The organism is Acinetobacter sp. BSP-28 (assembly GCF_044130285.1).
Classification (GTDB): Bacteria; Pseudomonadota; Gammaproteobacteria; order Pseudomonadales; family Moraxellaceae; genus Acinetobacter.
Genome location: NZ_JBIQOB010000005.1, coordinates 1 through 13,274 on the forward strand (window position 1 = coordinate 1; position 13,274 = coordinate 13,274).

The following is a 13,274-nucleotide window of genomic DNA, read 5'->3' on the forward strand; positions in this document are numbered from 1 at the left end:
AGAAAGCTTCTTTGAATTGATGTATTTCATCCGCAGATTATGCACGAATGCTAAGAAAATTAGAGTGAAAATATCAATCAAAAAGGTGGTCATTTTTTGATTTATGAAAGAGATCTAATATTGTACTTAGAATAAAACGGGTGAGCGATTTGAATGACAGAGGATAATAACGATGAAAATATTCCGACAGCGTATGCTGATCACAACTATATTAATCAGTACATCAAGTTTAACAGCCTGTAATGCACAAACTGACGCTGTAAGTCCGGCATCCAAGTCAGCAGCAGAAACCACATCTTCCAAACCTTCTTCAGGTTCAGTCAATCAAACGTATAAACTCACCAGCGTCACAGAATTTAATGAACCCTGGGCCATGACAGGGCTGAAGGATGGTCGGTTACTGGTCACTGAAAAAAAGGGAAAGTTACAGTTAGTTGACCCCAAAACCAGAGAAAAAATTGAAGTCAAAGGCATTCCTAAGGTGGCCTATGGCGGGCAAGGAGGCTTGGGTGATATAGCCTTGCATCCGCAATTTGAACGGAACCATATCATTTACTTAAGTTATGCAGAAGCAGGACAGGGAGGCTATGGGGCTGCGGTGGCTCGTGGTGAACTGAACCTATCCAATGCTCAAAAACCACATGTTAAAAATTTAAAAACCATCTGGAAACAAGTGCCTAAAGTACAAGGACAGGGGCACTATGCCCATCGGCTCCTGTTTGGTCAGGATGGAAAGTTATGGATTAGCTCAGGTGAACGTCAGAAGTTTGATCCTGCGCAAAATATGCAATCCAATTTAGGCAAAATATTGCGTTTAAATGAGGATGGCACACCTGCCTCAGGTAATCCGTTTAGCGGTCAGGGCGAGATTGCAAAACAGGTCTGGTCGTTGGGCCACAGAAATCCCTTAGGTATTGCATTTGATGCACAAGGCAAACTTTGGGTGGTGGAAATGGGTCCCAAAGGTGGAGATGAGCTGAATCTGATTGTCAAAGGTGAAAATTACGGTTATCCGCTGGTTTCAAATGGTGATCATTATGATGGCAGAGATATTCCTGACCATCATACCCGCCCTGAATTTAAAGCACCTGAAATCAGCTGGACACCTGTCATCTCCCCATCCAGCTTGATTTTTTATAACGGTTCGCAATTTCCTGCATGGAAAAATAAGGCGCTGATTGGCGGTTTATCTTCCAAATCCATTATTGTGGTAGATACAGCGATGAAGCCTATGACTGAAGTACAGCGTCTGGATATGAAGCAACGTATCCGTGATTTGCTGCAAGCACCAGATGGGTCAATTTGGGTGCTGGAAGATGGTAGCAATGCCAGACTGCTGAAAATGACTGCAAAATAAGGTGATTTATAAACTAAAAAAGCCCCTGATGGGGCTTTTAGAATAATTGATATTCATGACTGCACTGAATCAGGCTGCGTAATGTTCATCTGCATTAAAAGCATTGGCCTGGATCTGGATCAGTTTACGCTTGCCTTGTTCGCCATTCATGCGCCAATGGGCAATTTTGATATTATCTACAATGGCAACATCACCTTTCTGCCATTGCAGTAAAAGGGCATCACGGTACATGGCATCAAAAAAGACTTGCTTCTCTTGATTGCTCCATTCAACTTGCTCACCTTGCTGATTAAAAATTTCCCAGGTCAGCTGCATGCCATCAGCGGTTGAATCCAGCTGAATATCACCGCGATTTTCAAAGCAGTTTTGTGCCGCCTGATGTGCAAATGGATTGGTATTGTTAGCAAATGCCCAAGGTTGTATTGCCAGTTTTTGCGTGACCGGATGCTTAATGACAAATGGACAACGTTGTAAAGTCAGCTTGGCTTTTTTGTCAGCCCGTATGGATACGCTAAATGGACTTTTTTTCAGCAAGATCCGGTCGATAAAATTGACCTTGCGTGATGAAACATAAGAAAAATGGTTCCAGCTGCCTTGGTATTTCTGCTTCATTGTTTCAGGGATGTTTTCCCAAATTTGTTCCAGATTATTAAAGCCTGTTTCAGCCAGATAAGTTGAGGGTTCCTGACAATATAGGGCAGGCAATATAGCGTGAGCGTTCCGAACGTACGCCACCTTCCACATGCGGACCTTGGATAGAGTTTTCGACAGGTCCGAGCTGAACAGTATTACGGTCAATATAACGCCGATAATCGCCTGCCCCTAAAATACTTTCACTGTATTTACGCATCCATGATGCAACCCAGCTTGGCATATTGGGGTTAAAAGAATTCCAGGGCTGAAATTTGAATTGCTGTTCAATCAGGTGATGAAATTCATCGGTATGCTGGATGTTAAATCCACGAAAAATCAAAATGCCGTACTGATGTAACTGTTGCATTAGCGGTTCAAGATTCCGTTCAATATATTGGCCTAAGTCAAGCGCTGTATTGCTGTTTTCGGGGGCAATAAACAATTTAGCGTAATCGCTTAGCAAATGATGTTCTAATTGCATTTCTTTTCTCTCAAGCATTTTTATTGTTTTGTTTAGGATGGTTGTAATAATTCTGAGGATTATTCCAGTGATTCCTCATTTTTGTATGCTGGTGATTATAGGGTTTGAAATTTCAATATCATGTAAATTTTAGTGGTATTGGTTCAAGTTTTCGATAAATGGTCAGCCAGATTAAAATCATGCAGAAAGAAAAAACCCCGACATCCTGTCGGGGTTTTTTCATATTCTTTCTAAGGTATAACTCCTGTCGTACCTTGCAGCATCCTGCTGTTATCATCGCTTATCTTTTTAGTTTTAAGCTTAGAGACTTCCTGTCTCGGTATGAGTTAAATATATCGTGAAAGATAATGTGTGAAAAGTGGATATATTCTTCAACTCTTGTAAGCTTAAGCGTATATAGTCTTTAAAACATCAGGCACTTACGTATTGAATCAGTTTATCCAGTACAGCCTTTAAAGTCTTCTCGTCAAATTCATTCGGTTCGAATTCTTCGGTTTTATTGCGTGAAAAAATATCGCGAATTTCAATCACTGCATTACTATCGACTAAACCGAGTTGTGTTCCGACCTGGCGAATCTGGTCTATGGAACGCGATCCATTGGTTGCACCATAACCAATATAGGCAGCAGGTTTGCCTTGCCATTCTTTACCGACGTAATCGAATGCATTTTTCAGGGCTGGGCTATAGCCATGGTTATATTCAGGGCTAATAAAAATGAAGGCATCGCCTGAAGCTACTTTATCTGCCCAGTCTTGTTGTTTGGGTTGATCATAAATGCCCGTAATTGGAGGATGGCTACCAGCAAAAATCGGCAGAGCCCATTCTTTTAAATCGACCAGTTCGGCCTGAACTGTACTGAAATTGGCTTGTTCAATACTGTGTTTTACCCAACGTGCCACTTTAATTGCAGTCCGACCTTCACGCACGCTACCCACGACAATATATATTTTCATGTATTGAGCCTAAATTTTTAAAATTTTCTTCTTTAACTTATTATGAATGTTATTTGTTGAATATTATGGATTTGTATCTTCATCAATATCGCTGAAAGCAGAAAATAAAAAAGCTCCCGTAGGAGCTTTTAAACGAATAAGGCTGAAACCTTACATAATTTTAATGCCTTGTTGACCCGCCGGGGTCACTTTAAAGATTTCTACTTCAAAAGTAATATCTTTGCCGGCAAGCGGGTGATTAAAATCAATTTCAGTAATATCTTCACCGACCGATTTCACTACACCAAACAGGCTTTGCTTGGCTTTATCTTCAAATTCAATCATATGACCTATAACAGGTGTCTGCTCGAATTTAACGGTATCAAATTTCTGTACGTTTTCAGGATTCCATGGACCAAAAGCTTCTTCTGGAGGAAGACTCACAGTACGGCGGTCACCGGCACGTAAACCAAACAGGGCTTTTTCAAAACCAGGTAACAAGCTGCCATCACCCATCACCAGGCTGACAGGTTCTTCACGGCTACGAGTGTTGTCAATTTCCACACCATTTTCAATGGCCACCGAAAAATGCAGCGCTACTTTAGAGCCTTCTGCAATTCGGGTTTCTTCATTTGGATTAATAATTTCAGTCATTTTGTTGCGCTTCCGCACGTTGAATACGTTGCTTTTCTAGGAAAAACGTATCGATCAGGAGCAAGATAGTACCTACGGTAATGGCACTATCAGCAATATTAAAAGCAGGAAAGTGGCTGTTGTTGTAGTAAACGTGAATGAAATCGACCACATAACCCAAGGTTACACGGTCAATCAGGTTACCGATGGCCCCACCCAAAATCAGGGCAATGGCCATAGGTAAAATCACGATTTTTTTCGGCATACGCATCAGCCAAAAAACGAAAATCACAGACACTAACGCTGCCAGTGAAGTAAAGAAATAACGTTGCCATCCACCAGCATCGGACAAGAAACTAAAGGCTGCGCCATAGTTATGTAACAATGTCCAGTTTAAAAAGGGCAGTACAGCTACCGGATCTGCATAATTCAGATGTGTCGTTGCAAACCATTTGGTCCATTGATCGAGAATAATTGCCACAATGGATAATCCGACCCACACCAGATTGTGTGGGTAGAATTGAAATAAGCCCTTTTTGTTTTGCGGATTAGGCATACTTTCTCTCTTCGCCTTGACCTGTAGGAAGGTTAATAATACAACGAGAACAAAGACCTGGATGTTCATGATGTGTATTCACATCAGGAAGCACATGCCAGCAGCGTGCACATTTTTCACCGTCTGCTGCAGAAACTTTCACGCGTAAACCTTCCAGATCGGTAGCTTCACCTTGAGCTTCATCAAAGGCATTCACAGCCACTTGAGAGGTGATCAAGACAAAACGGAGTTCGTCGCTTAACTGATCCAGTACTGCTTTCAATTCAGTATTGGCCCAAAGTTCAACTTTGGCAGACAGGTTAGAACCAATCAGTTTGGCATTACGCGCTGCTTCAATTTGCTTGTTTACTGCAGATTTCACTGCAATCAGGGTTTGCCAATCGGCTTCTGAAACCAGGTTTGCAGTTGAAGCGACTGGAATGTCATACCATTCGGCAGTGAACACATATTTCTCGCTTTGACCCGGAATTAAAGGCCAAGCTTCTTGCGCAGTAAAGCTCAGGATAGGCGCCATCCAGCGAACAAAGGCTTGTACCAGGTGATACAACGCAGTTTGTGCAGAATGACGTGCCTGTGAATCTGCTTTGGTGGTGTATTGACGGTCTTTGATGATGTCGAGGTAGAAACCACCCAAGTCATTGATACAGAAGTTAGTCAAGGCATTGGTGACGATATGGAAGTTCATATCTTCATAAGCTTGCTGAATGGTTTTTTGAACGTCCGCAGCACGTTGCAAGATGTATTGATCCAGTGCAATCAGTTGATCAACTGGCAAGGCATCCGTTGCTGGCTGGAAGCCATTCAAGTTTGCCAACAAGAAACGCAAGGTATTACGGATACGACGGTAACCATCAGACGCACGGCTAAAGATTTCTTTACCGGCAGTCATTTCATAACGGTAGTCTGAAGATGCGATCCAGAATCGTAAGCCGTCTGCACCCATATCTTTAATGATGTCTTGCGGTGTAATCACGTTACCGATCGATTTTGACATCTTGCGGCCTTTTTCATCGACCACGAAACCGTGAGTCAACAAGCCTTTATAAGGTGCGCGTCCATTGATGGCAATCGAGGTTAATAATGAAGACTGGAACCAGCCACGGTGCTGGTCTGAACCTTCAAGATACAAATCAGCAGGATCAGTCAATTCTTCACGTTGACGAAGCACGCCGTAGTGCGTTGTACCAGAGTCAAACCAGACGTCTAGCGTATCGCGTACCGCGTTGTATTGTTCAGCATCTGCACCAATGAAGTCTTTGGCTTCACGGTTGTACCAGCCATCAATGCCTTCCTGTTCAATCAGTTGGGCCACTTCTTCAATCAGTTCAGGGGTACGTGGATGCAACTCATTGGTGTCTTTGTGTACGAAGAACGGAATTGGCACGCCCCAGGTACGTTGACGCGAGATACACCAGTCCGGACGACCTTCAATCATCGATTCGATACGGTTTTTACCCCAATCTGGCACGAAGCTGATGTCATTCTCGATTGCATTTAACGCGCCTTGACGTAAACCTTTTTCGTCCATGCTGATAAACCATTGCGGTGTGGCACGGAAGATAATCGGAGTTTTATGACGCCAGCAGTGCGGGTAGCTGTGCTTGATTGGGTGATGTGCCCAAAGTTTGCCCGCTTCACTTAAAGATTCAATAATTTTCGGATTGGCTTTATAGATGTGCTCACCAGCAAAAATCGGTGCAGTTGGTAAATACACACCATTACCACCGACAGGATTATCGACTTTCAGGTTGTACAGCAAGCCAACTTTATAATCGTCTACACCATGGCCCGGTGCTGTATGTACCGCACCTGTACCGCTGGTTGCAATCACGTGTTCACCCAAGATTACAGGCACTTGGCGGTCGCTGATTAACGGATGTTGCAGCACCAGATTTTCAAGTTTGCTACCTGCAAAATCGGCAATCACTTCAACTGTGGTGAAGCCATAGCGTTCAGTGGCAGATTCAACCAAGTCTTTCGCCAAGATAAAGTTTTGCGCTGCTTTATCTTCACCGCGTGCTTTCACCAATTGATATTCAATTTCAGCATGCAGGGCAACCGCCTGGTTCGCAGGAATGGTCCAAGGTGTCGTGGTCCAGATCACGATGTCTGTTGAATCAGCAACACTCACACCTAGGCGTGCAGATAAATCTGCAAGGTCAACAACAGTGAAACCGACGTCAATCGCGTCAGATTTCTTGTCTTCATATTCAACTTCAGCTTCTGCCAATGCCGAACCACAGTCCAGACACCAGTTCACAGGTTTTAGGCCTGGCTGAATGTGACCATTTTTCGCGATTTCACCCAAGGAACGCACAATGTCCGCTTCCTGTTTAAAGTTCATGGTCAAATATGGATTGTCCCAGTCACCGAACACACCCATACGCACAAAGTCTTTTTTCTGTAATTCGACCTGGGTATAGGCATATTCACGGCAGTGTTTACGGAAGGTTGCAGCATCTACTTTAACGCCGACTTTACCAACCTTATCTTCGACTTTCAGTTCAATCGGTAAGCCGTGACAGTCCCAGCCCGGAACATAAGGTGCATCAAAACCGTCCATGACACGGCTTTTGATAATGATATCTTTAAGAACCTTGTTGACGGCATGGCCTAAATGGATTTGACCATTGGCATACGGAGGGCCGTCATGAAGCACATATTTTTTCTTGCCAATACGCGATGCACGAATCTGCTGATAAATGTTGTCAGCATACCACTCTTCTAACCATTTTGCTTCACGTACTGCCAGATTTGCTTTCATTGCAAATTCAGTACCTGGGAGGTTTAGCGTGGCTTTATAATCCACTGCATTTTCAGGAGTTTGCTTATCGCTCATGCAAGTTGTCTTCCAATTTAATCAGTCTGAGGCTGACGCGTTTTACAATAAAAAATCTGGGATTTAAAAGGGAAAATGCGGCGTGTTTTGTCGAAACTCAAGCAGTTTCTCTACATCGTCATCAATTCCCGCTTTCAATGCTTCAAGCGAAGGGTAGTCCTTTTCACCATGTAAATAGTTCAAGAACGTCACCCGCATTAACAGGCCATACAGATTAGCAGAAACATCAGGAAAATGTACTTCTAATCGCCATTCCGGATGGACTTGTTTGATGGCCGGTCGTGTACCTACATGTCCTGCACCAAACAGGGCAGTCGGTTCATAGCCTGCAATGCCTAATTTTTCAGGATTGTCGGCTTTGACTTTATCTTTTAAAGATCTGGTTTCACACACCACTTCTACGCCGTAAATTCCATTTAAACACGGTTTATGACGGTTTAGAGCAACATTAATGGTTGGAAAATCAATGGTTCGTCCAATCTGGTCACCGTATTGTACCCGACCGGTAATGCTATAGGGACGACCGAGCAATTTGGCAGCTAGAGCCAAATCGCCTGCTTGCAAAGTTTGGCGAATACGGGTCGAACTGACACGTTCACCATCCAGTGCAATCGTATGTAAGGTGGTGACCTGAAAACCATAGGCTTTTAAAAATTCACTATTGCCTTGACGGTTTTTGCCAAAGTGAAAATCATCGCCCAAAACCAGATGTTCTGCATTAAGTTTTACTTTTAACAGTTCAGCAAAGTTTTCAGCATTTAGACTGCGGAAATGGTTATCAAACTTTGCAACGGCAATGTAATCGACGCCCAGTTCGGTCAGATATTCCACTTTTTCACGCAGTGAGGTAATGCGGGGAGGCGCTTCATAACCTTGAAAAAACTCCAAAGGCTGTGGCTCAAAAATCATCACCAACGTTTTTAAATTTTGTGCGGCCGCCAGTTGTTTTAATTGGCTAATCATCGCCTGATGGCCCAAATGTACACCGTCAAAATTACCAATGGTTACGGCCGTTTTTGGCAATTGAAAATTGGGCGCTAAAGCATTCAGGCGGAGCAGCTTCATGGGCGAATCAATAAGTGAAAAATTATCAGGGCTATATATTGCCATAATCTTAGGCGTTCGTCTTGTTGTTGTGTTTTCATACAAAAAAATTATCTATTTCTCTTAAAAAATAGCTCGGTAGATAGGAGTGAACTGTATTAAGCATTAAAGACCAAGCCATGTGAGTCTCATGATGACAGTAAATCAGGATTGATAAAATTCTAAGTAGCATTTGCAGATCTGTTTTTACAGGACTGCTTTTAAATTTGCACTTGTCTGCTAATTCTTTTCTAATGGGCACAATTTTAAATTTGCATCTTAAAAAGGTTTTGCTATGTCTGATCTGGCTTTAATTATGGCCTTGCCCAGTGAATCTAAAGGTCTGTTTGAGCAGGCAGGCGTCGAGGTCCATTACAGCGGTATTGGCAAAGTCAATGCCGCGTTTAAAGCCTTTGAGGTGATTCACAAGACGGGCTGCAAGACCTTACTCAATTTGGGTACTGCAGGAAGTTCACATTTTAATGCGCATGAACTGGTAGAAGTCAGCACCTTTGTGCAACGCGATATGGATGTCTCTCCCCTCGGTTTTGCAGTGGGGGTTACTCCTATGGATGAGGATCATCCCGCAGAAATTCATTTGCAGTCCTATTTTCAGCATTTGCCTCAAGGGATCTGTGGAACAGGGGACAGCTTTGAAACAGGCTTACCCAAAGTGCCATGTAATTTGGTCGATATGGAAGGCTATGCCATGGCTAAAGTCTGTAAAAAACTGGGGGTAAGATTTGTTTCGGTGAAATATATTACCGATGGGGCCAATGAAACTGCACATTTGGATTGGGAAGAAAATTTATTATTGGGTGCACAAAAGTTATCTAAATTATATCAAATGATAAAATAAGAACAGTAAAAGCGGCAATTCGGCGACCATAGAAGGCTATGGTCGTAGGCCAAAATTATCGTTAACGATAATTTAAGATTTATGAACGGGGAATGACGCCATATAACATCATATGTACAGTATGTTGAATACAACGTTGTTGCATACTGCGATTGCGTAAGGTCTTACCGGTGACCATTTCCATTTGGGTGGCAAAATCGGCATAGTTTTGCGTCACTGCCCAAATATTCAAAATCAGCAGTTCAGGATCAATTTCTTTCGCAATTTTCCCCTGTTCCTGCCATACGCTAATTACTTTAGCCTTGCGCTTAAACAGTTTCTTTAAAGGACCTTTTAGAATTGGCAAAATATGGGGTGCACCTTGAATCACTTCCAACGCAAACAGACGGGATGCTTTCGGTTGAGTACGTGACACTTCAATTTTTTGCAATAAATAATTGGTGATGGCTTCTTCAGGCTCTAGCTCTGATTCCAGCATTTGCAGTGGTGCAAGCCATTTCTGTAGAACGGTGGTCAGTACTTCTACATATAAAGCTTCTTTATTTTCATAATAATAGAAAATATTTGATTTATGCATTTCAGCTATTTGAGCAATTTCGTCCAAGCTTGCCCCATTAAAACCGTAAAGGGAAAATACATCGAGCGCTGCACTTAGCAGTTGATGTCTTTTTTGAGTACTCTTTTTTTGTTCCATTGGCAAATTTAAAAATTAAAGTGGAAACACAAATTGTACGGCAAATCGTCAGATTTGTGCATAAGCAAAAGTTTTAATTTTATGAATAATGACGATTTATTTTGAAGATGAGCTATGAAATTGTGATAAATTCAACAAAAGTAAAAAGTTGAAGTAGAAAGATGGCTGTTTAGTACACGATGTCTATTTTCCAGTGTTTCAACAAGATTAAAAATTAAAATATTTATGCCAGGCAGAGGCTGAAATCTTGGGGTAGGGGAAAATCTATCATTAAATAAAATTAAAGAATTGATTTAACTTTACTGTGCAGAATATTGAGATCAGCGCTAATCAACTCCGGATTGATAAGCGCTCATTTTAAATCCTGATTCAAAAAAAGATCAGGTCGCCAATACCGCATTCAGCACTTGTTGTTCTAACTCAGTAAAAGCGTAATCTTTTTTACGCGGTCGAGGCAGATCCACTTTAAACTGCTGGGCAATGTGTCCCTTGTCTAACAAGATAATACGGTCGGCCAGCTGAACGGCTTCGCTGACATCATGTGTGACCAGAATTGCGGTAAAGCCTTGCTCGGTCCAGAGTTTTTCAATCAGGTTCTGCATGTCCAAACGGGTGAGTGCATCCAGCGCACCTAAGGGTTCATCTAAAAGCAAGATACGCGGCTTATGCGACAAGGCACGGGCAAGCGCAGTACGCTGACGTTGCCCCCCTGAAAGTTGTGAAGGCCACAATCCAGCTTTTTCTTTCAGTCCAACTTTTTCCAGCAGGGCAGAAGCATTGCCTTGATGTTCTTTGGCTAAACCGAGCTGTACATTTTGCTCAATGCTACGCCATGGCAACAGTCTTGGGTCCTGGAACATGACCCGAATGTCATCGCTAGTAATGCCTTCGCGAATATGACGTGCCGATTTAAACTTGATTTCACCATAGCTCGGTTGTTCCAGATCGGCAATTAAGCGTAATAAGGTACTTTTACCGCAGCCACTGCGTCCAACAATCGCAAGGAATTCACCTGGTTGAATGTGCAGGTCCAGATCTTCCAGAACTTTCACTTCACCATAGAATTTGTGCAGCTGTTCAATCAGAATTTCTGCACCCGCTACAGCGTTGGGGTTGATATCTGCACTGCCAGGGTGTTTTGGTATTGAGCGTTCTTCAGATGCATGACGCCCTATGCTTAAATCAGTCATGTCTTATTCCTTATTTTTGATAGCCTGCATGCCAACGAAGCAGGTATTTTTCTAAACCGACTGCCAATACATCAGCCAGTTTTCCAAGCAGGGCATAAAGTAAAATCCCTACCAAGACCACGTCCGTCTGTAAAAACTCACGTGCATTCATGGTCATATAACCAATGCCGGATTGTGCCGAAATGGTTTCGGCCACAATCAGCAGCACCCACACCAGACCCAGGGCAAAGCGTAAACCGACCAGAATAGACGGCATTGCGCCCGGCAAAATAATTTCTTTGTATAACTGCCAGCGGGTTAGGCCGTAACTTTTACCCATCTCGATCAGCTGCGGATCGACTGAACGAATGCCGTGATAGGTATTGATATAGAGCGGGAAGAACACCCCGACAGCGACCAAAAACAGCTTGGCTGATTCATCAATCCCGAACCATAAAATCACTAAAGGAATTAAGGCTAAAGCCGGAATATTACGGATCATCTGTAAAGTAGTATCCAGCAGGGTCGAGGCTGTCTTAGAAGAACCATTGAGCAGGCCGAGTAATAAGCCTAAGCCACCACCCACCAATAAACCAAGCAGGGCACGACCGGCACTGACTTTGACGTGTTGCCAAAGTTCACCACTGATGAGCAGGTGCCAAAATGCAGCCACGACCGCCGTCGGTGCAGGTAAAATACGACTTTCCAACAGCCCGGTACTGGATGCAATTTGCCAAATCAGGATCAGGGCAATGGGAACTAACCAGGGCAGCAAACGCTGCCCAAATTGTGTTCCACGTGAAACCTTGGGTTTCGCCAAGCTTTCAGCAGAAATGGTTTTGCTCATTAAGCCGGCTCCTGATGTTTCACTTCCTTTTTAGCCTCATCAGCAACATAGTTGTTGGCTACGATTTCACCAAAAGGACCGGTTAAGTTCGGTTGAGCCAGTTTTTTACGGGTTTCCAAAGGCAGTAAAGGGAACACCAGTTCGGCAAAACGAATCGATTCTTCCAGATGCGGATAGCCCGAGAAAATAAAGGTATCAATACCTAAATCGGCATATTCTTGAATACGTGCAGCAACCGCTTCTGGGTCACCCACCAGTGCCGTACCTGCACCACCGCGGACTAAGCCTACACCTGCCCAAAGGTTTGGAGATACTTCAAGTTTAGTACGGTCACCGTTGTGCAGTTCTGCCATACGACGTTGACCGACTGAATCCATCTGTTTGAATTTTTGTTGTGCAGCGGCAATGGTGGCATCATCGACATACTGGATCAGCTCTTCAGCAGCAGCCCATGCCTGTTCATTAGTTTCACGCACAATCACATGTAAACGGATACCGTAATTTAAACGACGACCTTTAGCTGCGGCTTTGGCTCTGACATTTTCAATTTTTTCTTTTACTGCTGCGGGTGGCTCGCCCCAAGTCAGGTAAGTGTCGACCTGATCGGTGGCCAATTCGACGGCTGCATCGGAAGAACCGCCAAACCAAAGTGGTGGGTAAGGTTGTTGTACTGGTGGATAAAGCAGTTTTGCCTCATCGACACTTAAATGTTCGCCGTGGAAAGTGAAGCTTTCACCGCTATGTGAGCGTTGTAAAATTTCACGCCAGATGGTGGTGTATTCTGCTGCAGTTTTGTAGCGTGTCGCATGATCTTCATAAACGCCGTCACCTTTCAGCTCTTGCTCATCACCACCGGTCACCAGGTTAAGCAGAACACGACCGCCAGACAAACGGTCAAAAGTTGCAGCCATACGTGCAGCTAGTGCCGGCGTGGTCACGCCTGGACGTAATGCCACAAGGAATTTTAAATTTTTGGTGGCATCAATCAGGCTGGCTGCTGTAATCCACGGATCTTCACAAGAACGGCCAGTAGGAATGAGGATGCCTTCATAACCCAGGTTGTCTACCGCAACCGCAATCTGTTTCATATAAGCATGATCGACCTGACGAGCACCTTTGCTCGTACCCAAATAACGACTGTCACCATGCGTAGGAATAAACCAGAAAATTTTCATTGCTTTGATCCTTAG

General features: G+C 43.5%; 13 protein-coding genes. 2 read left to right on the forward strand and 11 right to left on the reverse strand.

Annotation, left to right across the window (positions count from 1 at the left end):
- The first annotated feature begins 172 nt into the window (after positions 1-172).
- Positions 173-1,357: a PQQ-dependent sugar dehydrogenase gene (locus tag ACE01R_RS04695; protein WP_395548059.1), complete on the forward strand. Its 1,185-nt coding sequence runs from the start codon at positions 173-175 to the stop codon at positions 1,355-1,357.
- Between the two features lie 69 nt (positions 1,358-1,426).
- Here the strand turns inward: ACE01R_RS04695 and ACE01R_RS04700 are convergent, their stop codons facing one another.
- From ACE01R_RS04700 to ribF, 7 genes are all read right to left on the reverse strand, one after another.
- On the reverse strand, positions 1,427-2,062 hold the full coding sequence (locus tag ACE01R_RS04700) for a TauD/TfdA family dioxygenase (RefSeq protein ID WP_395548091.1): 636 nt from the start codon (positions 2,060-2,062) through the stop codon (positions 1,427-1,429).
- Positions 2,019-2,471 (reverse strand): hypothetical protein, encoded by a 453-nt coding sequence (locus ACE01R_RS04705; RefSeq protein WP_395548114.1) that lies wholly within the window; start codon positions 2,469-2,471, stop codon positions 2,019-2,021. Before ACE01R_RS04705 ends, ACE01R_RS04700 begins: the two co-directional genes overlap by 44 nt.
- Before the next feature lie 411 nt (positions 2,472-2,882).
- Positions 2,883-3,425 (reverse strand): NADPH-dependent FMN reductase, encoded by a 543-nt coding sequence (locus ACE01R_RS04710; RefSeq protein ID WP_395548116.1) that lies wholly within the window; start codon positions 3,423-3,425, stop codon positions 2,883-2,885.
- A 150-nt stretch (positions 3,426-3,575) separates the two neighbouring features.
- A complete protein-coding gene (locus ACE01R_RS04715; protein ID WP_395548118.1) occupies positions 3,576-4,058 on the reverse strand; it encodes a peptidylprolyl isomerase in 483 nt (160 codons plus the stop codon).
- Positions 4,051-4,593 (reverse strand): signal peptidase II, encoded by a 543-nt coding sequence (lspA, locus tag ACE01R_RS04720; protein WP_395548119.1) that lies wholly within the window; start codon positions 4,591-4,593, stop codon positions 4,051-4,053. The genes ACE01R_RS04715 and lspA overlap by 8 nt, the downstream gene beginning before the upstream one ends.
- Complete coding sequence (ileS, locus tag ACE01R_RS04725; RefSeq protein ID WP_395548130.1) at positions 4,586-7,432, reverse strand: isoleucine--tRNA ligase; 2,847 nt, start codon at positions 7,430-7,432, stop codon at positions 4,586-4,588. Before ileS ends, lspA begins: the two co-directional genes overlap by 8 nt.
- Positions 7,433-7,495: 63 nt before the next feature.
- Positions 7,496-8,497, reverse strand: a complete 1,002-nt coding sequence (gene ribF, locus ACE01R_RS04730; protein ID WP_395548164.1) for a bifunctional riboflavin kinase/FAD synthetase — start codon at positions 8,495-8,497, stop codon at positions 7,496-7,498.
- Positions 8,498-8,810: 313 nt separating this feature from the next.
- Between ribF and ACE01R_RS04735 the strand changes: the two genes are divergently transcribed.
- Positions 8,811-9,374, forward strand: a complete 564-nt coding sequence (locus ACE01R_RS04735) for a 5'-nucleosidase (protein ID WP_395548169.1) — start codon at positions 8,811-8,813, stop codon at positions 9,372-9,374.
- A gap of 79 nt (positions 9,375-9,453) precedes the next feature.
- Here the strand turns inward: ACE01R_RS04735 and ACE01R_RS04740 are convergent, their stop codons facing one another.
- From ACE01R_RS04740 to ssuD, 4 genes are all read right to left on the reverse strand, one after another.
- Positions 9,454-10,068, reverse strand: a complete 615-nt coding sequence (locus ACE01R_RS04740; protein WP_395548171.1) for a TetR/AcrR family transcriptional regulator — start codon at positions 10,066-10,068, stop codon at positions 9,454-9,456.
- 380 nt (positions 10,069-10,448) lie between these two features.
- On the reverse strand, positions 10,449-11,258 hold the full coding sequence (locus ACE01R_RS04745) for an ABC transporter ATP-binding protein (RefSeq protein ID WP_395548172.1): 810 nt from the start codon (positions 11,256-11,258) through the stop codon (positions 10,449-10,451).
- A 10-nt stretch (positions 11,259-11,268) separates the two neighbouring features.
- Positions 11,269-12,084 (reverse strand): aliphatic sulfonate ABC transporter permease SsuC, encoded by an 816-nt coding sequence (ssuC, locus tag ACE01R_RS04750; RefSeq protein WP_395548174.1) that lies wholly within the window; start codon positions 12,082-12,084, stop codon positions 11,269-11,271.
- Positions 12,084-13,259 carry an FMNH2-dependent alkanesulfonate monooxygenase gene (gene ssuD, locus ACE01R_RS04755; RefSeq protein WP_395548180.1) on the reverse strand — a complete coding sequence of 392 codons (1,176 nt, stop codon included), beginning with the start codon at positions 13,257-13,259 and terminating at the stop codon, positions 12,084-12,086. Before ssuD ends, ssuC begins: the two co-directional genes overlap by 1 nt.
- Positions 13,260-13,274: the final 15 nt, after the last annotated feature.

Bases quoted from the DNA above. Each gene is read 5' to 3' on its own strand.
- ACE01R_RS04695 (WP_395548059.1), top strand. From the start codon at position 173: ATGAAAATATTCCGACAGCGTATGCTGATCACAACTATATTAATCAGT.
- ACE01R_RS04705 (WP_395548114.1), bottom strand. From the start codon at position 2,471: ATGCAATTAGAACATCATTTGCTAAGCGATTACGCTAAATTGTTTATT.
- ACE01R_RS04710 (WP_395548116.1), bottom strand. From the start codon at position 3,425: ATGAAAATATATATTGTCGTGGGTAGCGTGCGTGAAGGTCGGACTGCA.
- ACE01R_RS04715 (WP_395548118.1), bottom strand. From the start codon at position 4,058: ATGACTGAAATTATTAATCCAAATGAAGAAACCCGAATTGCAGAAGGC.
- lspA (WP_395548119.1), bottom strand. From the start codon at position 4,593: ATGCCTAATCCGCAAAACAAAAAGGGCTTATTTCAATTCTACCCACAC.
- ileS (WP_395548130.1), bottom strand. From the start codon at position 7,432: ATGAGCGATAAGCAAACTCCTGAAAATGCAGTGGATTATAAAGCCACG.
- ribF (WP_395548164.1), bottom strand. From the start codon at position 8,497: ATGAAGCTGCTCCGCCTGAATGCTTTAGCGCCCAATTTTCAATTGCCA.
- ACE01R_RS04735 (WP_395548169.1), top strand. From the start codon at position 8,811: ATGTCTGATCTGGCTTTAATTATGGCCTTGCCCAGTGAATCTAAAGGT.
- ACE01R_RS04740 (WP_395548171.1), bottom strand. From the start codon at position 10,068: ATGGAACAAAAAAAGAGTACTCAAAAAAGACATCAACTGCTAAGTGCA.
- ACE01R_RS04745 (WP_395548172.1), bottom strand. From the start codon at position 11,258: ATGACTGATTTAAGCATAGGGCGTCATGCATCTGAAGAACGCTCAATA.
- ssuC (WP_395548174.1), bottom strand. From the start codon at position 12,084: ATGAGCAAAACCATTTCTGCTGAAAGCTTGGCGAAACCCAAGGTTTCA.
- ssuD (WP_395548180.1), bottom strand. From the start codon at position 13,259: ATGAAAATTTTCTGGTTTATTCCTACGCATGGTGACAGTCGTTATTTG.